General features: G+C 70.5%; 32 protein-coding genes. 19 read left to right on the top strand and 13 right to left on the bottom strand.

What is annotated here, in order from left to right; genetic code table 11:
- Positions 1–32 precede the first annotated feature (32 nt).
- The 8 genes from pyrE to AB0K15_RS24305 all read left to right on the top strand — a co-directional run bounded on the left by pyrE (position 33) and on the right by AB0K15_RS24305 (position 4,195).
- Positions 33–596 (top strand): orotate phosphoribosyltransferase, encoded by a 564-nt coding sequence (gene pyrE, locus AB0K15_RS24270; protein ID WP_364054500.1) that lies wholly within the window; start codon positions 33–35, stop codon positions 594–596.
- Positions 597–676: 80 nt separating this feature from the next.
- A complete protein-coding gene (locus AB0K15_RS24275; protein ID WP_364054503.1) occupies positions 677–1,225 on the top strand; it encodes a sigma-70 family RNA polymerase sigma factor in 549 nt (182 codons plus the stop codon).
- Positions 1,216–1,782, top strand: coding sequence for an Asp23/Gls24 family envelope stress response protein (locus AB0K15_RS24280; RefSeq protein WP_364054506.1), 567 nt, complete (start codon positions 1,216–1,218; stop codon positions 1,780–1,782). Before AB0K15_RS24275 ends, AB0K15_RS24280 begins: the two co-directional genes overlap by 10 nt.
- Positions 1,779–2,147, top strand: a complete 369-nt coding sequence (locus AB0K15_RS24285) for an Asp23/Gls24 family envelope stress response protein (RefSeq protein WP_364054509.1) — start codon at positions 1,779–1,781, stop codon at positions 2,145–2,147. Before AB0K15_RS24280 ends, AB0K15_RS24285 begins: the two co-directional genes overlap by 4 nt.
- Positions 2,144–2,401: a hypothetical protein gene (locus tag AB0K15_RS24290; RefSeq protein WP_364054512.1), complete on the top strand. Its 258-nt coding sequence runs from the start codon at positions 2,144–2,146 to the stop codon at positions 2,399–2,401. Before AB0K15_RS24285 ends, AB0K15_RS24290 begins: the two co-directional genes overlap by 4 nt.
- Positions 2,402–2,515: 114 nt before the next feature.
- The gene (locus tag AB0K15_RS24295) at positions 2,516–2,953 is read left to right on the top strand and encodes an Asp23/Gls24 family envelope stress response protein (RefSeq protein WP_364054515.1); all 438 of its coding nucleotides are present in this window, start codon (positions 2,516–2,518) and stop codon (positions 2,951–2,953) included.
- Positions 2,954–3,135: 182 nt separating this feature from the next.
- The gene (locus tag AB0K15_RS24300) at positions 3,136–3,522 is read left to right on the top strand and encodes a DUF2784 domain-containing protein (RefSeq protein WP_364054693.1); all 387 of its coding nucleotides are present in this window, start codon (positions 3,136–3,138) and stop codon (positions 3,520–3,522) included.
- Positions 3,523–3,538: 16 nt separating this feature from the next.
- Positions 3,539–4,195: an RNA methyltransferase gene (locus AB0K15_RS24305; protein ID WP_364054518.1), complete on the top strand. Its 657-nt coding sequence runs from the start codon at positions 3,539–3,541 to the stop codon at positions 4,193–4,195.
- 319 nt (positions 4,196–4,514) lie between these two features.
- Here the strand turns inward: AB0K15_RS24305 and AB0K15_RS24310 are convergent, their stop codons facing one another.
- Positions 4,515–4,889: a hypothetical protein gene (locus AB0K15_RS24310; protein ID WP_364054521.1), complete on the bottom strand. Its 375-nt coding sequence runs from the start codon at positions 4,887–4,889 to the stop codon at positions 4,515–4,517.
- A 132-nt stretch (positions 4,890–5,021) separates the two neighbouring features.
- Here AB0K15_RS24310 and AB0K15_RS24315 point away from each other — a divergent pair, with 132 nt between their 5' ends.
- Positions 5,022–6,044 (top strand): glycoside hydrolase family 76 protein, encoded by a 1,023-nt coding sequence (locus AB0K15_RS24315; protein ID WP_364054524.1) that lies wholly within the window; start codon positions 5,022–5,024, stop codon positions 6,042–6,044.
- A 44-nt stretch (positions 6,045–6,088) separates the two neighbouring features.
- Here the strand turns inward: AB0K15_RS24315 and AB0K15_RS24320 are convergent, their stop codons facing one another.
- The 3 genes from AB0K15_RS24320 to AB0K15_RS24330 all read right to left on the bottom strand — a co-directional run bounded on the left by AB0K15_RS24320 (position 6,089) and on the right by AB0K15_RS24330 (position 8,750).
- On the bottom strand, positions 6,089–6,619 hold the full coding sequence (locus tag AB0K15_RS24320) for a hypothetical protein (RefSeq protein WP_364054527.1): 531 nt from the start codon (positions 6,617–6,619) through the stop codon (positions 6,089–6,091).
- Positions 6,620–6,758: 139 nt separating this feature from the next.
- Complete coding sequence (locus AB0K15_RS24325) at positions 6,759–7,625, bottom strand: substrate-binding domain-containing protein (RefSeq protein ID WP_364054530.1); 867 nt, start codon at positions 7,623–7,625, stop codon at positions 6,759–6,761.
- 96 nt (positions 7,626–7,721) lie between these two features.
- A complete protein-coding gene (locus AB0K15_RS24330) occupies positions 7,722–8,750 on the bottom strand; it encodes a LacI family DNA-binding transcriptional regulator (RefSeq protein WP_364054533.1) in 1,029 nt (342 codons plus the stop codon).
- A gap of 106 nt (positions 8,751–8,856) precedes the next feature.
- Between AB0K15_RS24330 and AB0K15_RS24335 the strand changes: the two genes are divergently transcribed.
- The 7 genes from AB0K15_RS24335 to AB0K15_RS24365 all read left to right on the top strand — a co-directional run bounded on the left by AB0K15_RS24335 (position 8,857) and on the right by AB0K15_RS24365 (position 14,637).
- Positions 8,857–9,879, top strand: coding sequence for a substrate-binding domain-containing protein (locus tag AB0K15_RS24335; protein WP_364054536.1), 1,023 nt, complete (start codon positions 8,857–8,859; stop codon positions 9,877–9,879).
- Positions 9,876–10,871 carry an ABC transporter permease gene (locus tag AB0K15_RS24340; RefSeq protein ID WP_364054539.1) on the top strand — a complete coding sequence of 332 codons (996 nt, stop codon included), beginning with the start codon at positions 9,876–9,878 and terminating at the stop codon, positions 10,869–10,871. The genes AB0K15_RS24335 and AB0K15_RS24340 overlap by 4 nt, the downstream gene beginning before the upstream one ends.
- Positions 10,868–11,692: an ATP-binding cassette domain-containing protein gene (locus AB0K15_RS24345; protein WP_364054542.1), complete on the top strand. Its 825-nt coding sequence runs from the start codon at positions 10,868–10,870 to the stop codon at positions 11,690–11,692. Before AB0K15_RS24340 ends, AB0K15_RS24345 begins: the two co-directional genes overlap by 4 nt.
- Position 11,693: 1 nt before the next feature.
- On the top strand, positions 11,694–12,554 hold the full coding sequence (locus AB0K15_RS24350; RefSeq protein WP_364054545.1) for a PfkB family carbohydrate kinase: 861 nt from the start codon (positions 11,694–11,696) through the stop codon (positions 12,552–12,554).
- Entirely contained in the window at positions 12,551–13,186 is a 636-nt protein-coding gene (locus tag AB0K15_RS24355) for a nucleoside/nucleotide kinase family protein (protein WP_354865361.1), read from the top strand. Before AB0K15_RS24350 ends, AB0K15_RS24355 begins: the two co-directional genes overlap by 4 nt.
- Positions 13,183–13,929: an SDR family oxidoreductase gene (locus AB0K15_RS24360; RefSeq protein ID WP_364054548.1), complete on the top strand. Its 747-nt coding sequence runs from the start codon at positions 13,183–13,185 to the stop codon at positions 13,927–13,929. The genes AB0K15_RS24355 and AB0K15_RS24360 overlap by 4 nt, the downstream gene beginning before the upstream one ends.
- 294 nt (positions 13,930–14,223) lie before the next feature.
- Positions 14,224–14,637 (top strand): VOC family protein, encoded by a 414-nt coding sequence (locus tag AB0K15_RS24365; RefSeq protein ID WP_364054551.1) that lies wholly within the window; start codon positions 14,224–14,226, stop codon positions 14,635–14,637.
- Between the two features lie 34 nt (positions 14,638–14,671).
- Here AB0K15_RS24365 and AB0K15_RS24370 read toward each other — a convergent pair whose 3' ends face one another.
- The 4 genes from AB0K15_RS24370 to AB0K15_RS24385 form a co-directional block, all read right to left on the bottom strand.
- Positions 14,672–15,340 (bottom strand): DedA family protein, encoded by a 669-nt coding sequence (locus AB0K15_RS24370; protein ID WP_364054554.1) that lies wholly within the window; start codon positions 15,338–15,340, stop codon positions 14,672–14,674.
- 161 nt (positions 15,341–15,501) lie between these two features.
- The gene (locus AB0K15_RS24375; RefSeq protein WP_360598140.1) at positions 15,502–16,326 is read right to left on the bottom strand and encodes a YceI family protein; all 825 of its coding nucleotides are present in this window, start codon (positions 16,324–16,326) and stop codon (positions 15,502–15,504) included.
- Positions 16,323–18,944: an MFS transporter gene (locus tag AB0K15_RS24380; protein ID WP_364054558.1), complete on the bottom strand. Its 2,622-nt coding sequence runs from the start codon at positions 18,942–18,944 to the stop codon at positions 16,323–16,325. The genes AB0K15_RS24375 and AB0K15_RS24380 overlap by 4 nt, the downstream gene beginning before the upstream one ends.
- 7 nt (positions 18,945–18,951) lie before the next feature.
- Positions 18,952–19,476, bottom strand: a complete 525-nt coding sequence (locus tag AB0K15_RS24385; RefSeq protein WP_285971553.1) for a MarR family transcriptional regulator — start codon at positions 19,474–19,476, stop codon at positions 18,952–18,954.
- 245 nt (positions 19,477–19,721) lie between these two features.
- Here AB0K15_RS24385 and AB0K15_RS24390 point away from each other — a divergent pair, with 245 nt between their 5' ends.
- Both AB0K15_RS24390 and AB0K15_RS24395 read left to right on the top strand, forming a co-directional pair.
- Complete coding sequence (locus tag AB0K15_RS24390; protein WP_364054561.1) at positions 19,722–20,147, top strand: PPOX class F420-dependent oxidoreductase; 426 nt, start codon at positions 19,722–19,724, stop codon at positions 20,145–20,147.
- 88 nt (positions 20,148–20,235) lie between these two features.
- Entirely contained in the window at positions 20,236–21,630 is a 1,395-nt protein-coding gene (locus AB0K15_RS24395) for an FAD-linked oxidase C-terminal domain-containing protein (RefSeq protein ID WP_364054564.1), read from the top strand.
- Between the two features lie 60 nt (positions 21,631–21,690).
- Here AB0K15_RS24395 and AB0K15_RS24400 read toward each other — a convergent pair whose 3' ends face one another.
- From AB0K15_RS24400 to AB0K15_RS24415, 4 genes are all read right to left on the bottom strand, one after another.
- On the bottom strand, positions 21,691–22,404 hold the full coding sequence (locus tag AB0K15_RS24400; protein WP_364054567.1) for a VTT domain-containing protein: 714 nt from the start codon (positions 22,402–22,404) through the stop codon (positions 21,691–21,693).
- Positions 22,405–22,481: 77 nt separating this feature from the next.
- Positions 22,482–22,880 carry a hypothetical protein gene (locus AB0K15_RS24405; RefSeq protein WP_364054570.1) on the bottom strand — a complete coding sequence of 133 codons (399 nt, stop codon included), beginning with the start codon at positions 22,878–22,880 and terminating at the stop codon, positions 22,482–22,484.
- Between the two features lie 39 nt (positions 22,881–22,919).
- Positions 22,920–24,110 (bottom strand): N-acetylglucosamine-6-phosphate deacetylase, encoded by a 1,191-nt coding sequence (nagA, locus tag AB0K15_RS24410; protein WP_364054573.1) that lies wholly within the window; start codon positions 24,108–24,110, stop codon positions 22,920–22,922.
- Positions 24,111–24,169: 59 nt separating this feature from the next.
- Positions 24,170–24,745, bottom strand: a complete 576-nt coding sequence (locus AB0K15_RS24415) for a SigE family RNA polymerase sigma factor (protein ID WP_285971557.1) — start codon at positions 24,743–24,745, stop codon at positions 24,170–24,172.
- Positions 24,746–24,915: 170 nt separating this feature from the next.
- On the opposite strand from AB0K15_RS24415, the gene AB0K15_RS24420 reads away from it, so the two are divergent.
- Positions 24,916–25,197, top strand: coding sequence for a YciI family protein (locus AB0K15_RS24420; protein ID WP_364054576.1), 282 nt, complete (start codon positions 24,916–24,918; stop codon positions 25,195–25,197).
- 3 nt (positions 25,198–25,200) lie between these two features.
- Here AB0K15_RS24420 and AB0K15_RS24425 read toward each other — a convergent pair whose 3' ends face one another.
- Complete coding sequence (locus AB0K15_RS24425) at positions 25,201–26,208, bottom strand: PDR/VanB family oxidoreductase (protein WP_364054579.1); 1,008 nt, start codon at positions 26,206–26,208, stop codon at positions 25,201–25,203.
- Between the last annotated feature and the right edge of the window lie 6 nt (positions 26,209–26,214).

Here is a 26,214-nt window from a genome sequence, read left to right on the forward strand (position 1 = left end):
GCTTGTCGGTGGCGTGTGTAAGACTCTCGGCCGTGGCGTACCCCGGGTTGGATCAAAGTGCGAAGCTCGAACTGGCCAGGCTGGTCACCGAACTGGCCGTGGTGCAAGGCAAGGTGACCCTATCGTCGGGCAAGGAAGCCGACTACTACGTCGATCTCCGCCGGGCGACCCTGCACCACGCGGCGGCGCCGCTCATCGGGAAGCTGCTGCGGCAGCTCACGGCCGACTGGGACTACGTCGCCGCCGGCGGCCTCACCCTCGGTGCCGACCCGGTCGCGCTCGCGATGCTGCACTCCGCCGCGAGCGACGGGATGGTGCTCGACGCCTTCGTCGTCCGCAAGGCGGTGAAGGAGCACGGCATGCAGCGCCGCATCGAGGGCGTCGAGGTGCGCGGGCAGCGCGTGCTGGCCGTCGAGGACACCTCGACCACGGGCGGCAGTGTGCTCACGGCCGTCGAGGCGCTGCGCGAGGCCGGAGCGGTCGTCGCCGGCGTCGCCACGGTGGTCGACCGCGACACGGGCGCGCGCGAGGCCATCGAGAAGGAAGGCCTCGAGTACCGCTACCTGCTGAACAAGGACGACCTCGGCCTGAGCTGAGCGCGATTCTCGAAGATCACCGAGAATGCGTGCGTGACGAACACCCCCTCGCCGGTGTCCCCCTGGTGGAAGGGGGTGCCGTGACCACGACGGAGCTCGACGACGCGACGCTGGTCGGCCGCGCCCGCGACGGCGACGTGCGGGCGTACGAACAGCTCGTGCTGCGTTACCAAGCGCCCATGTTCCGGCTTGCGGTGAAGATGCTCAACCACCGCGGCGACGCCGAGGACGTGGTGCAGGAGGTGTTCCTCGGCGCCTGGCGCAAGCTCACGCAGCTGCAGGACGACAGCGCGTTCGTCGGCTGGCTCTACCGCAGCACGGCCAACCGCTGCCTCAACGTGATCCGCGCGCGCCGTCCGCAGGTCGACGTCGACCTCGAGCTGGCGGAGTCGCCGCGCACCGACGGGCAGCCGGAGCACGCGGCGCAGGTCAACGGGCAGCTCGAGGCGCTCAACGCGGCGTTGCAGCAGCTCACGCCGCCGCAACGCGTGTGCTGGCTCCTGCGTGAGGTCCACGGCCGCTCCTACGACGAGATCGCCGAGGTCGTCGGGGTGAACCCCGCGGCTGTCCGGGGCCGCATCGCCCGGGCTCGGGCACAGCTGGCGGAGGTGATGAAGCCGTGGCGGTGAACGAGACCGGCACCGACTACGAACTGCCGTGCGGCCGGGACCTGGACGCGCTCTGGGACCGGCTCGACTCGGTCGACGAGCACGAGGCGACCTGCCCGCACTGCGGCACCGCGCGCGAGAGCCTGCTGGCCCTGCGTTCGGCGACGGCCGAGCTCGTGGCCGAGCCCGATCCGGTGCCGCCGGGCCTGGTGGGACGCATCATGTCGGCCGTGCGGGCCGAGGCGCGGCGCGGGCAGATGCTCGACCTGCCGACGCCGGAGCCGGGCCGGGTGGAGGTGAGCGAGGCGGCCGTGGCCGTGGTGCTGCGCTACGCCGCCGACTCCGCGGGTGACGTCCGGGCCCGCCGCTGCCGTGTGCGCACGGTCGGGGTCGCCTCCGACGGCGGCGGGATCGTCGAGGTCGAGCTCACCCTCGCGGTGCGGCTGGGCAACGTCGACGGTGCCGAGACGCTGGCCCGGGTGCGCGAACGCGTCACGACCGCGGCCGCGGCGCGCGTCGGGTTGACGCTCGCGAAGCTGGACCTGCTGGTCGAAGACGTGTACGAGGACGGGGAATGACGGGCGAGGCCGAGTACGTGATCGCGGACCCGGTGGTCGCGAGCGTCGCGGCCCGGGCCGCGCTCGACACCCCCGGCGTGGTGCGGCTGGAGCCGGGCCTGCGCGGCCTCGTCACGGCGTGGACGCGCGCGGCGCGTGGGCGGTGGCAGGGGCTGGATCCCGCGCCGATCGACGGGGTGCGCGTGCGCAGCGTCGAGGGTGGGCTGACGGTGGAGGTCGACGTGGTGACGTCGGCGTTCGACCAGGCCGCGGCCGTGGGGCGGGCGGTGCAGCGGTCGGTGACGCGCGGGGTGGCCGAGCAGACCGGGCTGGCCGTCGACGCCGTGGTGGTGTCCATTGTGGATATCGAGCTGGAGCGCCGGTGAGCGTCGCCGAGCGCGTCGTCGCGGCGCTCGCCGACGTGGAGGGCCTGCGGCCGGCGGTGGAGCGGAGTTGGGGTTCTGCCGTGGATCTGACGCCGGAAGCGGTGCAGGTGCGGCTGATCGCGACGCGGCTGCCGCTGCCGCCGTTGCTGGCGCGCGCGGCGGCCGTGGTGCGGCCCGTGCTGGCGGACACGGAGTGGGCAGGCGCGACGCTGCGGCTGATCGTCACCGACGTCGACGCCGGCGCGTTTTCCTGAGCCCCGCGTCACACGATCGGGTCGTGACGATCACCGGGCCGTTGTGTCGAAGAGGTGGCGGGGCAGGAAAGCCTTGTCCCGCCCCGCTTCCCAACCTACCGAGGGAGAAGTTTCATGACTGTCGCCGAGAAGACCGTTGACCTCGTGGTGGCTCCTGGCCTCGTGACCGACCAGGGCACCACGACGATCGCCGACGTGGTCGTGCAGAAGATCGCCGGGCTCGCGACGCGCGAGGTGCCGGGCGTCCACGCGCTGGGCGGCGGCGCGGCGCGGGCGCTGGGTGCGCTGCGCGACCGCATTCCGGGTGCGTCGGCGAGTGCGGGCCAGGGCGTGGCCGTGGAGGTCGGGGAGAAGCAGGCGGCGGTGGACCTGGAGATCGTGGTCGAGTACGGCGTGCCGATCGCGGACCTCTCGCGCCAGGTGCGACGCAGCGTGATCGGCGCGATCGAGCGCATGACGGGCCTGGAGGTCGTCGAGGTGAACATCAACGTCGGCGACGTGTACATCCCGAGTGCGGACGAAGAGCCCACCACGAGTGATCGGGTGCGCTGAGGGATCTTTCCGGCGCGGTCTTCGTACCCGGAGTGACCACTCCGTTACCCCTCGGGTGAACGCGTTGCTCCCGTGGGTCGAACATCACAGCGAGTGAGGAATTTTCGCCCGCCGGGGCACGGTTACCGGAGTAACGTCGCTGGTAGAAGCCGTGGGGAAAGGGGGCGGTGGTGAACGCTTCGGTGGCGCATTTCCTCGCCGACGTGACGGTGGCGGTGCACATCCTCGCCCTCTTGTTCATCGGGCTCGGCGGTTTCCTCGCGTGGCGCTGGCCACGCGTCGCGTTCGTGCACGTGTTTTTCGCGGCCTGGGGCGTGCTCGTGAACGTCACCCCGGTGCCCTGCCCGCTGACCGCGGCGGAGAACTTCTTCCGGCACCAGCAGGGACTGGGCGACCTGCCGGGCGGGTTCAACGCGTACTACCTGTACGACACGGTCGTGCCGCGTTCGCTGCTGCCGGCCGTCGCGGTGATCGCCCTGGCGCTGGTCATCTTCTCCTACGTCGGCGCCTACCACCGCTGGCGTCACCGCCACGACGACACTCCGGCTCACCGCGTCCGTCTGGGCTGAGCGAGAATCGTCCCTCGTGACGGACGATTCCGAGGCGGGGCCCACCGAGTGGGTCGGTCGTGAGCCGATTGGTGTGGGGCCGTGGGCGGGCCCATGGCCCACGGACCCGAGGTACGACCCCGAGCTGTTGGAGCACGGGGATCGCCGGAACGTGGTGGATGCGTACCGGTACTGGCGCCGCTCGGCCATCGTGTCCGATGTGGATGCTCGGCGGCATCCGTTCCACGTGGCCATCGAGAACTTTCAGCACGACCACAACATCGGGACCGTTGTTCGGACGGCGAATGCGTTTGCTGCCGCCGAAGTGCACATCGTCGGGCGGCGGCGGTGGAACCGTCGTGGGGCGATGGTGACGGATCGGTATCAGCATTTGCGGCATCATGAGGATGTTGCCGGGTTGGTGTCATTTGCTGCTTCTGCTGGGTTGGCCGTGGTGGCTGTGGACAACACGCCTGGGTCGGTGCCGGTGGAGGTGGCTTCGTTGCCGCGGGAGTGCGTGCTGCTGTTCGGGCAGGAGGGGCCCGGGTTGTCGGAGGAGGCTCAGGCTGCGGCGTCGATGGTGGTGTCGATTGCGCAGTTCGGGAGTACGCGGTCGATCAATGCGGGGGTGGCGGCGGGGATTGTGATGCATGCTTGGGTTCGGGAGCATGCTGATTTGTCGCGGTCTTGGTGAATTGGTGGTCCGGCTCGGTTCGTCTCAGTTCGGCTCGACCCGCTGGCGCGGATCATTGCCGGGTTTCGGGGGGTGCAGGGCCGGGTCTGGGTGCGCCTCGGGTTGTGTAGTTGGGTTGCCGGGTGTTGGTGGTATGCCTACTGGTTTGTGAAGGTTGCCGGCTGGGTTGGGGTTGAGTTTCGCCCTTGGCCTGGGGGTTGGTTGCGGCTGCAGTCAACCGTGTCTTGGTGTGGTCTCCGCAGTGGCGAGCGGGTCGGGCGCTGCGGGGTTGGGCTGGAGCCACCGGGGTGGCGCCAGCCCTGGTTCCCAGCGGAGAGCTTCAGCGCTGAGCGGGAGCCGGCGCGGTGACGCCGGTGCGGCGCGCGGGACGCGGGGCGGTGCCGCGCTGCGCGGGGGCGGCACCGCCGGTCCGTCGGGCGGGGGCAGCGGTGGTGCCGCGCTGGGTCGGGGCGGAGGCGCCGGTGCGGCCGGCCGGGGCCGACGCCGACTGGCGCTGGGACGGAGCAGCCGTGGCGCGTGCGGCGGAGGCGGTGGTGGTGCGCTGGGTGGGCGCGGGGGTGGCGGTGCGCTGAGCGGCAACCGGAGCTGGCGCGCTGGTGGTCGCGGCGTTGGCGGTCGGGCCGGTCAGGACCAGTGCGCCGCACGCGGCGGCGAGGCCGACGAGGCCGGAGACGGCGAGTTTCTTGGCGTTCATGGTGTTCTCCCCGACTGTGGAGTGGATCTTGGACTCCACCGAACGTAGGGGCCGGTTGTCAGGAACCGGTTTCAATCGGGTCAGGCCGGGATCAGGGGGCGGCGCCCTGCGTGAACGGGCAGAATCGCGGGTATGAGCGTCGAGCGGGCTGGGCGGGCGGCTGCGGCGGAGCGCGCCGTGCGGGGGCGGTACCTGCGGCGCGTCTGGGGTGTGCCCGGGACGGTGCTGGGTCGCAGCGGTTGGCCGCCGACGGTCGGGCAGCGGCTGCACTGGCACTGGAACTACTGGTGGCAGGCGCATCTGCTGGACAGTCTGGTCGACGCTCAGCTGCGCGACCCTCAGCCCGAGCGAGCGAAGGTGATCGGGAGGTTCGTCAAGTCCGTACACTTCCGTAACTTCGGAAAGTGGATCAACGACTACTACGACGACATCGCCTGGCTCGGCCTTGCCCTGCAACGTGTCCGCGCGCTCGATCTATCCGATGTGGACCGATCAATCGCCGATATCGACGCCCGGCTCCGCGAAGGCTGGACCGACGACGCCGGCGGCGGCATCTGGTGGCGCCGCGGCGACACGTTCAAGAACGCCCCCGCCAACGGTCCCGCCGCCATCTTCCACGCCCGCGAGGGCGACGCCACGCGTGCGCGCGACATGACGAAGTGGCTCACCGACACCCTCGTCGACCCCGCCACGGGCCTGGTCTGGGACGGACTCCGCGTCGACACCGGCGAACTCGTGAAGCACATCTTCACCTACTGCCAAGGCGTCTACCTGGGCGCGTGCCTCGAACAGTCCGATGTGGACGCCGCCTCGCGCACCGTCCGCGCCATCGCCACCCACCTCTCCCCCGGCGGCGTCCTCCGCGGCCAAAACGGCGGCGACGGAGGCCTCTTCGCCGCCATCGCCGCTCGCTACCTCGCCCTCGCCGTGCCGCGCCTGCCCACCCCGGAAGCCGCCGCCGCCCGCACCCTCGTCCTCACCACCGCCGACGCCTGTTGGGCCGGCGCCACCCAGACCCCCACCGGCCCGTTGTTCAGCGCCGAATGGGCCAACCCCGCGCCGGCAAGCCCGCCACCCCCCGGCGCCCCCGAACGCGACCTGTCCGTCCAAACCGGAGCCTGGCTCCTCCTCGAAGCCGCCGCGACGCTCGCGTAGGCCGAGAAGCCCTGGTCCAACGGCGACGACTGCGCCCCGAGCGATCATCGGTCGAATGTCTGAATTTCGGTTCGGTAGTGGCCAGCGGCCTGCGCTGGGTTGATCAGCAGGGTGAAGTCGGGAAGGGCGGTTCGAGCGGGCTGCCCATCGGCATCCATCTGCCCTGGTTCGGCGTCCCATTCGAGCAAGGCGATCGTCACGGTCCACCGGCCTGGTGGCAGGGGGACGTGGAGGCCGGCGTCCGATCGAGCCCCGAGGTGTTCGATGCCGCTGATCCTGGCGTTGCCGTCGGTGATGAACAGGTACGGCTCCGACGAGACGAGGAGAAATCGGCGTTCCCGCTGCGTGAAGTCAGCACTGGCCGACGCCGATCCGACTCGGGCGAGGACCTGGAACGCGCCGTCGTCGCCGATGTTCACGGGGACGAAGGCGCCGGCAGTGATGTGCCGGGAGATGTCGTCGTCTTTCAGAAGGTCTGACTCCCACGTGTCGTAGTCGACGATGTAGGCGAACGCCGCGGGGGACCACAAGCCGAACATTCCGGCATCGGTGGCCATCACGCCCGTGATTTCCATCGGTCGCGCTCCTTGCTCGCCGTCCGCGGGGTCGTTCGGGCTGCGTCACCGCGGTCGCATGGCCGATTGCCGCAGGGGCGCCGGCTTTCGGGAGCGTACGCGGGTGGAAGCAGGCAGTCGGGCGCGGCGGCCGAGAAGTTCAGCAGCCGCAAGAAGCGCGGTGCAGGAACCGTGGCGCCAGCCGCACCGCTTCGGGGCGGCGGTCCGGTTCCTGGACGCGTGCCATGAGCAGCTGCACCGCCCGGCGTCCGATCTCCGAGATCGGCTGGGCCATCGTGGTGATGGCCGGGGAAACGGTGCGCGCCCAGGCCATGTCGCCGAAGCCGACGACGGCGAGTTCGGCGCCGATGCGGATGCCGCGGCGGTGGGCTTCCCATTGGACGCCCATGAGCATGGACTCGCCGCCGACCACGACGGCGCTGGGGGACGGCCAGCCGTCCAGGAGTTTGGCGGCGGCGCGGGCCGCGCCGCCCGGGGAGGACATGCCGCAGGCGACGAGTTCGGGGTTGTAGCGCAAGCCGGCGCGGTCGAGGCCGAGGCGGTAGCCCAGCGTGCGTTCTTCGCTGACGGCCGAGTCGGCGGCGCCGGTGACCATCGCGATGCGGCGGTGGCGTCGCGAGGCCAGGTGCTCCACCAGCGAAGACACCGCCTGGATGTTCTCCGAGCCCACCTGGTCGACGTCGTTGCGGCCGGCGATGCGATCGACCAGCACCGTGGGGATGCCCATGCGCACGAGACCGTTGATGACCGCGTCGTCGCCGGGGGCCGGGACCAGGAGCACCCCGTCGACCCGGTCGGCCCGCAGCGCCCGCACCACGGCGGCCTCTTCGGCCACGGAATCGTGCGTGTCGGCGAGCATCAGGTCGCAGCCGGCGCGCGCGGCCGCGCCGCGGATCGCGCGCAGCAGATCACCCGTGTACGGGTTCGCGTGCATGCCCAGGGCAACACCGAACCGGTGGGTGACCGGCGTGTCCCAAACCGGGATCTCCGGCGCCAGAGCGGTCATGTCCGTGGCCCTCGTCGTCGTGCTTACCCAACGGTAACCGGCGCCGAGATGTGCGAGTGGTGGTCGACTCCAAGAATCACCAGTGTGAGTGAACGGTCAAACCGCTCCGGGGCACCCGCACGACTGCCGGTGGCGCAGCGTGGGCGGCAGCCGCACGGTCTCGGCCGGGCGCGTCGGGTCGGCGAGGCGGGCCAGCAGCAGCCGCACGGCGCGGCGGCCGATCTCCTCGATCGGCTGCGCCATGGTGGTGAGCGGGGGGTCCACGAGGTCGGCCCACTCCACGTCGTCGTACACGACCACCGGCAGGTCACGGCCGATGCGCAGGCCGCGCCGGCGGGCCTCGTGCAGGACGCCGACCATCATGCTGTCGTTGGCCACCACCAGGGCCGTCGGCGGTTCCGGCAGGGCCAGCAACGTGCTCAGCGCCAGCGCGCCGCCGTCGCGGTTCGAGTTCCCACAGGCCACGAGGTCGGGCGACCACGCGAGCCCCGAACGGCCCAAGCCCAGCCGGTAGCCGAGCACGCGCTCGTCGCTGGTCGTGAGGCCCGGCGCGCCGGAGATCATGCCGATCCGCCGGTGCCCGAGCGACGCCAGATGCGCGGTCAGCGCCGAGGTGGCCTGGATGTTCTCCGCCCCGACCTGGTCGACGTCGGTGCGGGTCGAGAGCCGGTCGATGAGCACCGTCGGCACGTCCAGCGACACGAGTTCACCGATCACCGGACCGTCGCCCGGGGAGGGAGTCACCAGCAGTCCGTCGACGCGACGGGACCGCAAGGCCCGCACCACGTCACGTTCGGTCGACGCGGCGTCGTGCGTGTCGGCGAGCAGCACGGTGTAGCCGTTGGCCGAAGCCTCCCGCTCGATCGCCTGCATCAGTGCCGCGAAGTACGGGTTGGCGACCAGCGAGACCGCCATCCCGATCGAGCGCGTACCGCCCGTGACCAGCGAACGAGCGATCGCGTCTCCGGTGTAGCCGGTGGTCTCGATGGCCCGCAGCACGGCGGCCTTCGTGTCCTCCGCGACGGCGCGCGTGCCGTTGACGACGTGCGAAACCGTCGTGATCGACACCCCGGCGAGCTCCGCGATGTCGCGCTGGGTGGGCCGGGAGGAGCGGGTTTGTGGCATGTCAGTCCTTCACGAGGTTCGCTCGCAAGCGTTTGCGCAAACGCTTGCGACGTGTGCTGAGTCTGTCTACCTTGCCGTCCATCGGCAACCTCGCAGGAGGGCATCCATGAGACAGCGCAGTCTCTCCGCATTGGTGCTGACCGTCGCAGTCGGGGCGATGGTCACCACCGGCTGCACGGTCGAGCGCCACTGGGGCGGCAACACGACGCCGGCCGGCAGTGGCAAGGCCAAGGTCGGCCTGGTCACCAAGACCGACACCAACCCGTACTTCGTCGAGCTGCGCAACGCGGCCAGCGCGGCCGCGAAGGCCAACGGCGCCGACTTCAGCGCGCTCGCCGGCCAGTTCGACGGCGACAACGACGGCCAGGTCCGGGCCATCGAGAACCTCATGCAGCAGGGCGTGAACACGATCCTGATCACCCCGAGCTCGTCCACCGGCGTGCTCAAGGCGATCAAGGACGCGCGCGACGCCGGGGTGCTCGTGATCGCGCTCGACACCGCCACCGAGCCGGCCGACGCCGTCGACGCCACCTTCGCCACCGACAACTTCGCGGCCGGCCAGCAGCAGGGCGTGTACGTGAAAGCCGCCCTCAACGGCGTCGACCCGAAGCTGCTGATGGTCGACGGGACCGCCGGCTCCTCGGTCGACACCGAGCGGCACGGCGGTTTCCTCAAGGGCATCGGCCTCACGGACTCCTCACCCGAGATCAAGGGCCACACCCCCGCCAACGGCGACCAGAGCCTCGCGCAGCAGGGCATGGAGAACCTGTTGCAGCGCAGCACGGACATCAACGCCGTCTACTCCATGAACGAACCCATGGGCCGCGGCGCCTACGCCGCGCTGAAGGCCCGCGGCCTCACCGACCGCATCGTGATGGGCTCGATCGACGGCGGCTGCGAAGGCGTGCAGAACGTCAAGGACGGCCTCTACTCGGCCACCGTCATGCAGTTCCCGAAGAAGATGGCCGAACAGGGTGTGCTCGCCGCCGTCGAATACGCCAAGACCGGCAAGAAGCCCACGGGCTTCGTGAACACCGGCTCCACCGTGATCACCGACAAGCCGATGCCGGGCGTCCCCAGCCAGAACACCACGTGGGGTCTGCAGAACTGCTGGGGAGGCGCGAAATGACCACCGCGACGGTGAACGGGACCCGTGAGCGCGAGTCGCTCGGCGAGTTCTTCCTGCGCGCGCCCGCGGTCGGCCCCGCGCTCGCGCTGATCGTGGCCATCGTGGTCTTCTCCCTGGCCACGGACACGTTCTTCGACCTCGACAACCTGTCCACCGTGGTCCAGCAGTCACTGGTCGTCGGCACGCTCGCGCTCGGCCAGACGCTGATCATCCTCATCGCCGGCATCGACCTGTCCAACGCGTCGTCGATGGTCGTGGCCACGCTGATCATGGCGAAGCTCGCCGCGGCGGGCGCAGGCGGCTTCGTGGCGCTGCTCGCCGGGATCGCGCTGACGGTCCTCGTCGGCCTGTTCATCGGCACGCTCGCCACGCGGATCAAGTTGCCCGCCTTCATCATCACGCTCGGCACGTTCACCGGCCTGACCGCCGTGGCAAAGCTGATCGCGGGCGGCCAGGCCGTGCCGGTCACCGACGGGCTCCTGCAGTGGCTCGGCACCAAGCGCTACCTCTTCGGCGGCATCCCCATCACCTACGGCATGACGCTCGCGCTGATCATGTTCCTCATCGTCTGGTACTCGCTCACGAAAACCGCGTGGGGCAAGCACGTCTACGCGGTGGGCAACGCGCCGGAGTCCGCGCGCCTGTCCGGTATCAAGGTCAACCGCACGGTGATCTCCGTGTACCTGGTCGCGGGTTTCTGCTTCGGCATCGCCGCGTGGCAGGCGCTCGGCCGCACGCCGAACGCCGACCCGAACCAGTTCCAGCTCGGCAACCTCGACTCGATCACCGCCGTGGTCCTGGGCGGCACCAGCCTCTTCGGCGGCCGCGGTTCGGTGCTGGGCACGTTGTTCGGCGCGCTCGTCGTGGCGGTGCTGCGCTCGGGCCTCACGCAGATGGGCGTGGACGGCAACTACCAGGACCTCGCGACCGGCGCGCTGCTCATCGCCGCCGTGGTCGTCGACCGGATCGCACGGAGGCAGCAGCAGTCATGACTTCCGACAACGGGCAGCAGACCACGCTTTCCGCTCGCGGCCTCGTGAAGCGCTACGGCCGCGTGACCGCCATCAACGGCGCCGACTTCGACCTCTACCCCGGTGAGGTGCTCGCCGTCGTCGGCGACAACGGCGCCGGGAAGTCGAGCCTCATCAAGGCGTTGTCCGGTGCGCTGATCCCCGACGAGGGCGAGATCCGCGTCGACGGCCGGGTCGTGCACTTCAAGTCCCCTTTGGACGCTCGCCACCACGGGATCGAGACGGTGTACCAGGACCTGGCCGTGGCGCCGGCGCTGGACATCGCGTCGAACATGTTCCTGGGCCGGGAAAAGCGCCTGCGCGGGCCCTTCGGCGGGCTGGCGCGCAAGCTCGACACGGGCGAGATGCGCAAGGAGGCGCAACGGATCCTCGACGAGCTGGGCATCAACATCAAGTCCATCAACCAGCTCGTGGAGACGCTCTCGGGCGGCCAGCGCCAGGGTGTCGCGGTGGCGCGCGCCGCGGCGTTCGGCACGAAGGCCGTGATCATGGACGAGCCGACGGCCGCGCTCGGGGTCGCGGAGTCGGCGAAGGTGCTGGAGCTGATCGGGCGCATCCGCGACCGCGGGCTGCCGGTGGTGCTGATCAGCCACAACATGCCGCACGTCTTCGACATCGCCGACCGGATCCACGTGCACCGGCTCGGCAAGCGCGTGGCCGTGGTGTCGCCGAAGACGCACACGATGAACCAGGTCGTCGGCCTGCTCACGGGTGCGCTGCAGCTCGACGAAGGCGGTGAGGTCGTGGAGGTCGCGGCCACCACACACGCCGGGCTGACCTGACGTGCGCGTGCTGCTGGCGGGGCTGTGCACCGTCGACGTCGTGCAACGGGTCTCGCAGTTCCCGGCGCCGGGCGAGAAGGTGCAGTCGCTGCGGGTGGACGTCGCGGCCGGTGGGCCGGCGACCAACGCCGCGGTGACCGTGGCCGCGCTCGGAGCCGCCGCGACGCTCGTGACGGTCGTCGGGGCCCACCCGCTGGCAGCGCTCGCGCACGCCGATCTCATCGCGTGCGGGGTCGACGTCGTGGACCTCGACCCCGCACGCGCCGACTCGCCACCGGTGAGCGCCGTCGTCGTGCGCGACTCCGACGGGGAGCGAACGGTCGTCTCGCGCAACGCCGCTTCCGGTGCGCCGGTGGCGGTTCCGGATCTCTCCCGCCTCGTCCGCGACGCGGGCGCCGTGCTCGTCGACGGCCACCACCCCGAGCTAGCGCTGGCCGTCGCGCGGGCCGCGCGGTCACTCGGCGTGCCCGTCGTGCTCGACGCTGGCAGCTGGAAACCCGTGCTGGAGGACCTGTTGCCGCTGGTGGACGTCGCCGCGTGCTCCGCGCACTTCGCCGCGCCCGGGCCGGGACCGCATGAACGCGGAGTACCCGTCGTGATCAGGACCGCGGGGCCGGATCCCGTTCGCTGGAGCACTGCGGAAGACTCAGGCCAGGTGCCTGTCAACGATGTCGGGGCGCGGGACACACTGGGAGCCGGCGACGTGTGGCACGGCGCGCTCGCGCACGCGGTCGCGGCCGGTGGAAGCTCAGTGGACGGGTGGATCCGGCACGCGAACGCGGTGGCCGGCGAGCGTGTCCGCCACGTGGGGCCGCGGTCTTGGACGGCGGCGATCTCGAAGTTGGGAGAAGGAGTGCGATGACGGCGTTCGAAGACCTCCTGGCACGGGCCGAGGGGCTCGCCAAGCCGCGGCAGCGCAGCGTGCTCGGCATCATCGGCGCGCCCGCGTCCGGCAAGACCACGCTGGCCTGGGCGATCGCCAACGCGCTGGGCTCCCGCGCGGCCGTCGTCGGGATGGACGGCTTCCACCTCGCGCAGGTGGAGCTGCGCCGGCTCGGCCGCGCCGAGCGCAAGGGCGCGCCCGACACGTTCGACGCCGCCGGCTACGTCCACCTCATCCGCCGGCTCGCGAAGGGCAAGGAAACGGTGTACGCGCCGGAGTTCCGCCGCGAGATCGAGGAGCCCATCGCGGGCGCGGTCGCGGTGGCGCCCGAGGTGCAGCTGCTGATCACGGAGGGCAACTACCTGCTGCTGCCCGACGATCCGTGGAGCGGCGTGCGCCAGTACCTCACCGAGGCGTGGTTCCTCGCGCCCGACGAGCCCGAGCGGATCGAACGGCTGGTTTCACGGCACCGTCGTTACGGCCGGTCACTGGTCGAGGCACGCCAGCGCGCGCTCGGCTCGGACCAGCGCAACGCCGACCTCATCGCGAGCACCCGTGACCGTGCCGACCTCGTGCTGGAGAACCTGCCGCTCGTGAACTTCGCCCTGTGAGCGGGGTTCTCGTCGTCACCGGCGGCAGCCGCGGGATCGGCGCGGCGATCTGCACGCTCGCGGCCGAGCGTGGCTACGACGTGGTGGTCAACTACTCCGGCGACTCCGAGCCGGCGGCCGAGGTCGTTTCACAGGTCCGGGCGCACGGGCGCAAGGCGCTGGCGGTGCGCGCCGACGTCTCCGACGAACGGCAGGTCCGCAAGCTCTTCGGCACCGCCGGGGAGATGGGGTCGCTGGTCGGCGTCGTGAACAACGCGGCCATCACCGGCAACACGCCGGGGCGCCTGGACGAGCAGAGCGCGGCCACCGTGCGGCGCGTGCTGGAGGTCAACGTCGGCGGGGTGTTCCTGTGCTGCCGCGAGGCCGTGCGGCGGCTCTCGACGCGGTACGGCGGTCCTGGTGGCGCCATCGTCAACGTCTCGTCCACGGCCGCGCGCACCGGCTCGGCGGGCGAGTGGGTGCACTACGCGGCGACGAAGGCCGCGGTGGACACGCTGACGTACGGGCTCGCGCAGGAGGTGGCGGGCGAGGGTATCCGGGTGAACGCTGTCGCGCCTGGGCTCGTGGCCACCGGCCTGCACGAGGCGGCCGGCCTGCCCGACCGCCTCGAGCGGCTGTCACCGGGGATTCCGCTCGGCCGGCCGGGCGAGCCGGCGGAGATCGCCGAAGCCGTGCTGTGGCTCCTGTCACCCGCGTCGTCGTTCACGGTCGGCGCCGTGCTGGAGGCCGGCGGCGGCCGCTGAAAGCGCGTCCCACCATGTGGTCTTTGCGCATTTCGGCGTTCCGCTGGGGCGCTACTCGTGTTCACGTCATCCCGGCTTGTGGGACGCCGGGCGACGAGGAGATCACGATTCGTGGCGGAAGTCGGTGAATCCGTCCGCCCGATCGAGGCGGCTGTGTCACTCTGGTGGAGCCTCCGGGGCAGTTGGACGACCGGGGTCGCGGCGGCGCCGGTTCACGGGGTGGGTGACAAGCGCCCCGCGTCGCAAACGCACGGAGTGCGCAGCCGGGGGTCGGAAAGGACGGCCGCGAAAGTCATGCCCAAGCTCACGTCTGTGCACCATCTGGCGCTCACCGTGACCGATGTGGAACGCAGCGTCCCGTGGTACGCGCGGGTGCTCGACCTCGAGGAGAGCCACCGCCGCGAAGACCCCGAAACCGGGATCCACAAGGTCGTGCTGAAGTCCGCGGGTGACGGGTTTTCCGTTGTCCTGGTCCAGCACCCGGACACCGACCGACGGTGCTTCGACGAGCGCCGGACCGGGCTGGATCACGTCGCGTTCTCGGTGTCGTCGAAGGCGGAACTCTGCGAGTGGGAGGACCGGCTCTCGGAGTACGGGGTCTCGTACCTGCCGCCGACGACGTCGCGGACGTTCGAGGGGTCGTCGGTGATCGTGTTCCGGGATCCGGACGGGATCCAGCTGGAGATCTGGTCGGATCCGGAGCTGTAGAGCGGGTTTCAGCGTGGCGCGGTGAGCGACCGCGTCACGCGTGGGCGTCGTCCGGTTCGTCCACGGGCCGGCGCATTTCCTGGCGGTACCGGAGCACCCCGTACCCCGTTCCCAGAACGAAGAACGCCACGCTCACCCACAGGGCCGCCGTCTTCAGCCACGGCAGGGCGTCCAGCAGGCCGGCGCCGTAGTAGCCCAGCAGGACCAAGGTGGGGACCCACAGCAGGCCACCCAGGCTGGTGGCCACCAGGAAGCGCCGAGGGTCCATGCGGGCGGCACCGGCGATGAGCGGCGCGAGGGTGCGGATCCACGGGATCCACCGCGCCGCGACGATCGCGAAGAAGCCCTTGCGGTCCAGGAACCGTTGGGCTCGGTCGAGGTTGTGGCGGTTGAGCACCTTGCCGCCGCGGCGGGCGATGAAGCGGGTGCCCGTACTTCGGCCGATGTAGTAACCCACCTGGTTGCCGCCGACGGCCACCACGAGCGCGGCGCCCGACAGGAGCCACGCGTTCGCGTCGGAGCCGTGCTGGGCGAGCACCACGCCGGCGCCGAAGAGGAGCGAGTCGCCCGGCAGGAAAAGGCCGACGATGAGCGCGCATTCCACGAACACGAAGGAAAGCACGATCACCCAGACGAGCAGCGGACCGGCAGTGTCCAGCCAGCTCACGCCGACTCCGGCGGCCTCGATGCTTGCGGGGTTCACGCGAAGAGCCTACGTGGCCGCGATCGCCGGAAAGAAGGAACCATCGAATCCAGCCTTCCGGTCACTTTCGGTATTCCTGGAATGAACTGCGCGTTCACCAATCGACCAAACGAACGGGCCGCCCGGGACAGTTCCCGGACGGCCCGAATCGCACAAAACCACTAGAACTGCGGCAGGGACTCGCCTTGCACCGCTTCGATGTCCAGCTCCACCTTGACCGTGGTGCCGATCGCGGCGACGCCCGCGCGGACCATCGCGCTGTAGTTGATCGCGAAGTCGTTGCGGTGCAGCTGGGTCTCTGCGTGGAACGCGGCGCGCACGCCGCCCCACGGGTCCGGGCCGTGGCCCTGGTAGCGCAGGTCGAGCTCGACCTGGCGGCGCTCGCCGTGCAGGGTCAGCTCGCCCAGGAGCACCCAGGTGTCCGTGCCGCGCTGCGAAAGACCCGTGCTCTCGAACGTGATCAGCGGGAAGGCCTCCACGTCGAGGAACTCGGCCGAACGCAGGTGGTCGTCGCGCATCTTGATGCCGGTCTCGATGCTGCCCGCCTTGATCTCGGCCCGCACCGTCGAGCGTTCCACCGGGCGCGTGATGTCGATGCGCCCGCCGACGTCGGGGAACCGCACCTTGATGCTCGCGATACCCATGTGCCGGGCGGTCGCGACCACCGAGGAGTGCACCGGGTCGATCGTCCACGGCCCGGCCGGCGGCAGCTCCACGGCCTCGGCCACCGGAGCCAGGGCGATGTCGCCCAGCAGGCCGGCGCCGTCGGAGCCGATCTGCACCGTGCGGGCGGTGGGCGTGTACCCCGGCGCCGTGATGACGGCGGTGTACACGCCCGGGGGCAGCGCGTCGGTGACCACTGCCCCCTTCGCGTCCGTGACCTGACGGGCGACCTGACGGCCGTTGAGGTCGGTCACCGTGAGCACGGCGTTCTCGACCGGCCAGCCGCCGTTGGCCCGCAGCTGTCCTCGCAGGCCCGCGGTCATGAGCGGTCGACCAGCTCGTCGAGTGCCTGGTCGTAGCTCAGGCGCACGTCGTGCTCGGCCTCGCCGTCGGTCAGCGTCACCTGGCTGGTGGCCGGCGGGTAACCGCTCGCCACCACCGTGTAAGCGCCGACCGGCAGGTCGCTGACCACGTAGCGGCCTTCGCCGTCCGTGCGCGCGACCGCCGCGACGTTGCCGTTCGCGTCGAGCACGGTGATCCGCGCGTCCGGCACGATCCGGTCGCCCTCGGTGCGCGCGACGCCCTGCATCAGCACGGCACCGGCCAGCTCGACGTCGTGGCGCAGCACGCCGCTGTCGGGCACGGTCAGGGTGACCGCCACCGGGCGGTACTGCGGGCCGCTCGCGACGAGCGTGTACTGCCCGGCACCGACCCCGCTGAAGGTGTAGACGCCGTCGTCGGCCGTGATGAACGCGCCGTTGACCTCGCCGCGCGAGTCGGTGAGCGTCACAGTGGCGTTGGCCAGCGGGGAACCGATCCCCACGGACCGCACGACACCGGTCAGCTCGCCCGAGCCGGTGAGCGTCACGTCGAGCTTCGCCGGCCCGCCGCCGACCACCACGCTGGAGGCCTGCGGCTGGTGGCCGGGCGCGGCCACGATCAGCACGTAGGTGCCCGGGCCCTGCGTCGGCACGGAGTAGCTGCCGTCGCCGTTGCCGGTCGCCCGCGCGACCTGACGGCCCTGCTGGTCGATCAGCGTCAGCGCGGCGGCACCGACGTGGCTGCCGTCCTGCCGGCGCACGTGCCCGGTCACCGGGGGACCGCCCGCGCCCAGCGGCACGTCGATGCCCGCACCCGCGGCCGAGTTGGTGATCGGCATGGGCAGTGAGCCCGAAATCGCCTGCGGGTCGCCGTGACCGTTGCCGTTCATCGAGTGCCTTCCGCCTGCGCCGACGAGAACGGGTTCCCGCGGCTGTTCTTCGAAGAGCGAGCCCGGCTTGGCCGCCTGGTCGACGATGTCGGTCGGCGTCTCGTCCTCCTCGAGCAGCGCCTCGCCGCCCTCGACCGCCGCGGCGGCCGGGTTCATGCCCGCGAGCGGGATCTCCTTCAGGAAGCACAGGACGATCGTGGCCAGCAGCGCGACCGCGCCGGCGACGTAGAAGACCGTGGTGATCGAGTCGGTGAAGCCGACGAGGATCGGCGTCTTCAACGCGTCGGGCAGGGTCTGGATCACGCTGGTGTTGGTCTGGATGTCGGCCAGCTGCGCACCGGCACCGGCCGGCGGGTTGCCGCCGAACGCCTTGGTGATGTTGCCCGGCAGCACGTTGAACAGAATCGTGAGGAACACCGCGACACCGGCCGTACCACCGATCTGGCGGAAGAACGTGGCCGCCGCCGTGGAGGCGCCCATGTCGCTGCGCGGCCCGGCGTTCTGCACCGCGATGACCAGCGTCTGCATGCACTGGCCGAGGCCGAGGCCGATGATGGCCGCGGCGACGAGCGGGTGCCACAGCGGCGAGTTGTACTGCACCTGCGCGAAGAAGAACGCGCCGCCGGCGATGAGCAGCGTGCCGACGATCGGGAACACCTTGTAGCGCCCGGTCTTCGACATGATCCGGCCGGAGCCGATCGAGCTCAGCATCAGGCCGCCCATCAGGGGCAGCATCAGCAGACCGGACTCGGTCGGCGTGTAGCCCTGAACCACCTGCATGAACTGCGGGATCATCGTGATCGCGCCGAACATGGCGACACCGACGATGACACCACCGATGATCGCGACGGTGAACGTCGAGTTCTTGAACAGCCGCAACGGGATCAGCGCGGCGTCCTTCATCAGCTTCTCGACGAGGATGAACGCGACGATGCCGACGCCACCGATCACGTAGCAGATGATCGCCTTGAAATCGCCCCAGCCCCAGGTCTGGCCCTGTTCCGCGACGATCAGGAACGGCACCACGGCCACGACGAGCGAAAGCGCGCCCCACCAGTCGATCTTGTGCTTCTGCGGCACGTGCGGCACGTTCAGCACCTTGGCGACCACGAACAGCGCGACGATGCCGATCGGCACGTTGATCAGGAAGACCCAGCGCCAGCCGGAGATACCGCCGAGGGTGTCGAAGCCGGCGAAGAAGCCGCCGAGCACCGGACCGAGCACAGTGGACAGACCGAAGACGGCGAGGATGTAGCCCTGGTACCGCGGGCGTTCGCGCGGCGGCACCACGTCACCGATGATGGTCATGGCCAGCGACATCAGACCGCCGGCGCCGAGGCCCTGCACCGCGCGGAACGCGGCGAGCTCGTACATCGACTGCGAGAACGTCGAAGCCAGCGAACCGGCGACGAAGATCGAGATCGCGGCGAGGTAGAACGGCTTGCGGCCGTAGATGTCCGACAGCTTGCCGTAGATCGGCGTGACGATCGTCGACGTGATCAGGTACGCCGTGGTGGCCCAGGCCTGCAGGTCGAAGCCGTGCAGGTCGTTGGCGATCTTGACGATCGAGGTACCCACGATCGTCTGGTCCAGTGCGGCGAGGAACATGCCGCACATGAGTCCGCTCAGGATCGTGACGATCTGGCGGTGGCTCAGCCGCGGCACACCGGCCGCGTCGACGACGGGTGCTCCCCCCCGCTGCTGAGGTTGTTTCTCGACGGTGGTGGTCATGCTCTTCCTAGGCCCCCTTGGAGTGCACCGAGTCCGCCGGCGCGGAGTCGGTCATGTCTGGAAAGTTGTTCTCGATACCGGTGTTGAGCCGCCCGAACAGCTCGTTGAGGGTCTCGCGATCCTCCTGGGTCCAGTCGCCGAGGACATCGGCGAGCCAGAGGTTGCGCTGCTTGCGGTTCTCGTCGAAGACCCGCAGGCCTTCGGCGGTGGGCGCCAGCAAGCAGGCGCGGCCGTCTTCGGGGTCGGCCTGACGTTCCACCAATCCGTGCTGCACGAGCGCGCTCGACTGCCTGCTGATGGTGGAGATTTCGGAGTGCAGGAACTCGGCGAGCTTGCTGGTGCGCTGCGGCCCCTCGTGGATGAGGCAGAAGAGGATCGCGTACGCGGCCCGCTCGATGCCGTCCGGACCCTGCTTGGAGACCTGCGACTTCGCCTTGGTGATCAGGCGCATGAATCGGACCAGCTCGTGTCCGAGCTGGTCGGCCAGGTCGAGTCCGTCCTTGGGCCGGGTGGCGGCGCTGTTCGGTGCCATTCGGTCGATCTTTCTCGCGGTGAAACAAACCGTTGTTTGGCGGCTGCAACTAGTTGCCTTAAGCAAGAGTGTGCCTGATCCGTGCTTCGCGCAAGCTCGCGGACCCCGGTTGTGTCGCATCACACTTTAGTTGTTGCATGCAAGCAGATATTCACCGGAGGGTGTTCGTCCGTTTTCTCCCGAGTCTGAAGGCCCAGGTCAGGATCCCGGGGAACAAGGCGGAGCGTGGCGGGTTGGATAGGGGTATGACCGACGACACACCGCTGTACGACCTCATCGGCTCCCGCCCCAACGGCGTGCTGGCCACACTCAAGCGCGACGGGCGGCCCCAGCTGTCCACCGTCAGCCACCACTTCGACGCCGCCGAGCGCAAGATCCTCGTGTCGATCACCGAGACGCGGGCGAAGACGAAGAACATGCGCCGCGACCCGCGCGTGAGCTACCACGTGGCCAGCGAGAACGGCTGGTCGTACGCGGTGGCGGAGGGCAAGGCCGTGCTGACGCCGGTCGCCGCGGCGCCCGACGACGCGACCGTCGAGGCACTGGTCGAGCTGTACCGCAAGGTCGGCGGCGAGCACCCCGACTGGGACGAGTACCGCGCGGCCATGGTGGCCGATCAGCGGCTGGTGCTCACGATCGACATCGACCGCGTCTACGGGCTCGTGCGCTGAGAGAAGCCGGCGCCGGCAAGTCGCCATCCGGCTGAAATCTGGAAACTCTATTCCGCACTGCGGAGATATCTGGGCTTACGATGACGCCATGAGCCCTGACGCCCTCCTTCAGCGACTCCGCGACGAGCTCGGCAAGGAGGCCGTGCTCACCGATGCCGACGTGACCGCGAGCTATTCGCGCGACATGATGCCGCTCGCCCCGTCCGGGAAGCCGCTGGCGGTGGTGCTGCCCGCGGACACGGCGGGGGTGCAGGCGGTGGTCAAGGCGTGTGCCGAGGCGAAGGTGCCGGTGGTGCCGCGCGGGGCGGGCAGTGGCCTGTCCGGCGCGGCCAACGCCATCGACGGCTGCGTGGTCCTGGTGCTGACCAAGCTCGACGAGGTCCTGGAGATCGACCCCGGCAACCGCCTCGCCGTGGTGCAGCCCGGCGTGGTCAACCTCGACTTCCGCACCGCCGTGGAGAAGCACGGCCTGTTCTACCCGCCCGACCCGTCGAGCTACGACTGGTGCACGATCGGCGGCAACCTCTCCACCAACGCCGGCGGCCTGTGCTGCGTGAAGTACGGCGTGACCACCGACTCCGTGCTCGGTCTGGAGGTCGTGCTGGCCGACGGGTCGCTGCTCAAGACCGGCCGCCGCACCGTGAAGGGCGTGGCGGGCTACGACCTGACGAAGCTGTTCATCGGCAGCGAGGGCACGCTCGGCGTGATCACGCAGGCCACCGTGGCGTTGCGCCCGTTGCCGCAGGCGCCGGCGACGCTCGTGGCGGGCTTCAGCACCACGGAGGCAGCGGGTGAGGCCGTCGCGCGGGTCGTGCGCGAGGGGCTCGTGCCGTCGCTGCTGGAGATCATGGACGCGGCGTCGATCAAGGCGTCGGAGACCTACCTCAAGACCGACCTCGGCGCCGGGTCCGACTGTCAGGCACTGCTGCTGGCGCAGTCCGACGTCGGCGGCGAGGCCGCGCTGCGCGAGCTCGCCGTGCTGGAGCAGATCTGCGCCGACTGCGGGGCCGACCTGGTCTACGCCACCGACGACCTCGAAGAGGGCAAGATGCTGCTGCAGGCCCGGCGGGTGGTCCTGACCGCGCTGGAGACCTACGGCATCTGGCTCACCGACGACGTCAGCGTGCCGCGCACCCGCATCGCCGAGCTGATCCGCGGCTGCGAGCAGGTGAGCGAGAAGGTGGGCCTGAAGATCGCCGTGGTCGGTCACGCCGGCGACGGCAACATGCACCCGACGATCGTCTACGCGCCCGACTCCGAGGACGAGTTCGCCCGCGCGCGGCAGGCGTTCGACGACATCCTGGAGATCGGCCTCTCGCTCGGCGGCACGGTCACCGGCGAGCACGGCGTCGGCAAGATCAAGCGCGACTGGCTGGCGCGCGAGATCGGGCCCGTCGGGATGCGGGTGCACCGGCAGATCAAGCAGGCGCTGGACCCGGAGAACCTGTTCAACCCGGAGTCGATGTTCTCGATGACCGACTGAGGTTTCACGAAAAAACGGCGCCGGTCCCCGCTCGGGGCCGGCGCCGTTTCCGCGTTCCGGTCAGTCGCGCACGCGCGGGATCCGCTGCGTGACCTCGGCGGCGTTCTCCTCCGCCGCGCCCACGCGGGCCTTCTTCTCGCGGCGGCTCTTGAGGTATTCGAGGAGGATCGGCACCACGGACACGAGCACGATCACCACGAAGATGGCGTCGACGTTGTTGCGGATGAAGCCGATGTTGCCCAGCAGCGACCCCAGCACCGTGATGCCGGCGGCCCACAGGATGCCGCCCAGCACCGTGTAGGTGAAGTACCGCTTCGGGTCCATCCGGCCGATGCCGGCGATCCAGGTGATGAACGTCCGCACGAACGGCACGAACCGCGCCAGCACCACGGCCTTCGGCCCGTGGTGGTCGAGGAAGGCGTGCGTCTTGTCGACGTACTCCTTCTTGAAGAACTTCGAATCGGGCCGGTTGAACAGCTTCGGGCCGACGAAGTAGCCGATGTAGTACCCGCAGACGTTGCCGAGCAGCGCGGCCGCCGTCACCAGCACGCACACCACCCACAGGGGCGCCTGCAGGGTGCCGTTGGCGATGAACAGGCCCGCCGTGAACAGCAGCGAGTCACCCGGCAGCACCGGGAAGATGCTGCTCTCGATGAAGATGATCAGGCAGAGCACCGCGATGACCGGCACGGTCAGGCCGGACAGCAGCTGCTCCGGGTCCAGCCACGACGGCAGGATGGACATGGTCGTCACTGTGCTCTGGGCGAGAATCACACCGAAAACGGTACAGGGTGACGCTGAGTGCCTTCACAGGGAGAACCACCGCAGGTGGCGGGGGTTTTCCGGAATTGTCAGACCAGCGTGAGCAGTCCGATGACCGAGCCCGCGGCCAAACCCAGCAGGAGAGCCAGCAGCAGCACCCAGTGCGCGGGCAGCGGCGCGGGGCCGGGCACGGCCTGGCGGACCGTCGCGGGGTCCGGTGCGGGAACCGGCCGAGCACCCGAGGCGACCGGCGCGGTCCGCTGGCCGGAGGCGTCGTCCAGGGCCGCGCGTTCGCGTTCGAGGGAGTCGGCGCCCGCGCCGGAGAGCAGGCCGTAGCGGGGCGGGAGCTCCTCGGTGGGACCGGTCGCGCCGGCGGAGTCCGGGGAGCCGGAAGACGCCGGGGGCTGCGAGCTGGTGTGCGGGGCGAACACGGCCTGGGCACGCAGGGCGTCAGCGAGCAGTCGCTCCGGGTCCTTCGGCTCGCTCATCCCTCTCCGTACTTCCCCGCGGGCGGCCCGCGTAGTCGCTTACGTGCTCAAGGTAGCCCGGCCGACCTCGGCGACCCATTCGCCCCGGCGCAGCACCCGGACCGGCCGCAGGTCGTCGTCGAGGATCACGACGTCGGCGGCGAGGCCCGGCCGCAGCGAACCCGTGCGGTCGGCGATGCCCAGTAGCTCGGCGGGCCGGCCGGAGGTCGCCCGGACGGCGTCGAGGACACCGAGTTTGGCACCCTTCACGAGGTTGCGGAAGGCGTTGTCCATCGTCAACGTGCTGCCGGCCAGCGATCCGTTGTCCAGCGTGGCCACGCCGTCGTGCACGTCGACCTCGAGGCGGCCCAGCGTGTAGCGGCCGTCGGCGGCGTCGGTGGCCGACATGGCGTCGGTGATCAGCACGGTCCGGCCGCGGCCCGCGTGCGAAGCGGCCAGGCGGACCACGGTCGGGTGCAGGTGCACGAGGTCGCAGATGAGCTCGACCGTCACGCGCTCGTCGTCCAGCAGCACGCCGACCGGGCCCGGCTCGCGGTGGTGCAGGGGACGCATCCCGTTGAACAGGTGCGTCGCCACGGTGGCGCCCGCGTCGATGGCCGGCACGAGCTGCTCGGCCAGGCCGTCGGTGTGCCCGATCGCGGCGGTGACGCCTGATTCGGCGAGCTGGCGCACGGCCTTCACGCCGCCGTTGAGCTCCGGCGCGAGCGTGACCATCCGGATCGCGCCGGCGCCCGCGCGCAACAGCTTGTCGACGGTGCCGGTGTCCGGTTCACGCAGCGTGTCCGGATCGTGCGCGCCGCAGCGGGCGCGCGAGATGAACGGGCCTTCGAGGTGGATGCCGGCGAGCTCGCCCTCTTGCACGAGCTCGCGCAGCGCCGCGATCTGCTCGGTCAGCAGGTCGATCGGGTCCGAGACCAGGCTCGCGAGCGTGGTCGTGGTGCCGTGGCGCCGGTGCGCGCGGACCGCCGTGAGGATCTCGTCGGGGTCCAGTGTGGAGAACGAGGCGCCGCCACCGCCGTGGCAGTGGGTGTCGACGAAGCCGGGCACCACGAGCGCTCCGCCCACGTCGACGATCTCGGTCTCGGGGCCGCCCGGCGGCGTCCCCGTGCCGACTGCGGCGATCCGCCCGTCGGAGACGGCGAGCCAGCCGTCGTCGAGTACGCGGTCCGGGGCGACGACCCGGCCGCCCGTAATGACGAAGTCTCCGGCGTGCTTCACGCCCTCCAGCATATATTGGTCTGGACCAGACATGGCTACGCAACTCGGTGATCGAGATTGGTCCACCCGGGTCACTGTGGGGTCTGCATCGCCTTCTGCAGGGCCTCCAGCGCCCGGCTGGCGGTCGATTTCACGGTACCCTTCGAGATGCCCGCGGCCTCGGAGATCTCGGCCTCGGACAGCCCCCCGTAGTACCGGAGCACCAGCACCTCGCGCTGGCGCGGCGGGAGCTTCGACAGGGCGCTGACCACGGCTTGGTGCTCGCTCGACAGCATCGCGAGGCTTTCCGCGGAGCGCGCGTTCACGGCGTGCGGAGGCACGTATTCACGGGCGGTTTTCCGCCGCCGCAGCACGCTGCGTGAGCCGTTGACCACGGCCGTGCGCAGGTAGCCGACGGCCGCGGCCGCGTCGCGCAGGCGGCCCCAGTTGCGGTGCAGACCGGTGAACGCCTCCTGCACCACGTCCTCGGCCGTCGCCGGCTCGTCGACCAGCAGGATCGCCAGCCGGACGAGCCGCATCCGGTGCTGGCGGTACAGGTCCTCCAGGGTCAGCGGTGCGGCCGGCTGCTGCGGCGGCACCGGCCCGTCCATGGTCCGCAGGTGCCCGAGGGTCGCCTCGACACTGCGTTCCGCGTTGCCCTCCAGCATGTACCCCTGCCTGCCTGTTCTCGACCCCTGTGGTGCCCCTGCGCCGAGCTGCTGACGCAGCCCTAGCGTATCGGGTGAGCTCGGTCCCGCCACTGGTCGGATGCTGGGACCACGAGGTGTTGCCCGGTAGCGTCGGCAGCGTCACCAACGCACCCACCCGGGAGATCCACATGGCCTGGTACCTGGTCGAAATCCGTTACGTGCAGGAGAAGGTGGCCGACGTCCGGCCCCGTCACCGTGAGTGGTTGAGCCAGCACTCCGCCGACGGCCGCGTGGCCGTGGCGGGACCGCTCGCCGACGGCTCCGGTGGTCTGGTCCTGTGGCAGGCCGAGGACGAGGCGGCGCTCGAAGAACTGATCGGCAAGGACCCGTACCAGCTCGAAGGTGTGGTCGCCGAGCGCTCGATTCGCGAGTACAAGCCGGTGCTCGGAGCCTGGGTCCCGCAGGCGTAGCACCTACAGCTCCAGGACGGCGGGTCCGCGGTCCACGCAGATCCGCACCGACCCGCCGTCCGGGGTCGCCACGGCGCACGTGCCGCAGAAGCCCTGGCGGCAGGAGAACGCCACGTCAGGCAGCACTTCGCGCACCACGTCGAGCGTCGACCGGTCGGCCGGCACGGCGAGCGTGTGGCCGCTGCAGCGCAGGACCACCGTGTACGGCCGGCCGCCGACGATCGGCGGCGTCGAGAAGCGTTCGAAGTACACGGCTCTGGCGCCGGTGAGCTCCAGGTCCACGCGGACGCCGGTGATCATCGGCGTCGGCCCGCAGCAGTAGACCGAGGCGCCGTCGGGGACGCCTTCGAGGAGCTCCGCGCCCGAGGCGGGGATGCCGTACTCGGTGTCCGGGCGGAACCACGCGCGATCCTCGGGCAAATCCGAAAGTTCTTCCACAAACGGCATCGACTCGCGGCTGCGTCCCGTGTAGACGAGCCGCCAGTCCACTCCGCGGGCGGCGGCCGCGCGGACCATCGGCAGGATCGGCGTGATGCCGATGCCGCCGGCGATGAAGACGTACGAGTCCGCCGCGACGAACGGGAACGCGTTGCGGGGGCCGCGCACGGCGACTTTGGTGCCGGGTTGGAGCGTGTGCACCTCAACCGAGGCTTCGCCGATCCGCCGGACGGCCACGCGGTGGTGCGAGAGGTCGCCGGGGTCGCCGCACAGCGAGTACTGGCGAACGAGCCCCGACGGCAGGGTGAGGTCGAGATGCGCGCCCGGCCGCCAGCTCGGCAACGGCTCACCTCCGGGCCGCGCGAGGCGCAGCGAGACCACGTCGTCGGCCTCGGGCCGGACGGTGGTGACCACCAGCGGCAACGTCCGGTCCACTGCCCGCACGGGTGGGCGGCGCCGCCCGGAGTACTGCGCGAGCCGCCGGTAGACCGCGCCGACCCCGACCAAAGTGGACATCAGCCGGTCGCGGCGGCCCGTGCCGTCGAGCCGCGGCGGGAAGTCCGGTGCGGTCATCGTGGT

The sequence above is a fragment of the Amycolatopsis sp. NPDC049253 genome, from assembly GCF_040678995.1.
In the GTDB taxonomy this organism is placed as follows: Bacteria; Actinomycetota; Actinomycetes; order Mycobacteriales; family Pseudonocardiaceae; genus Amycolatopsis.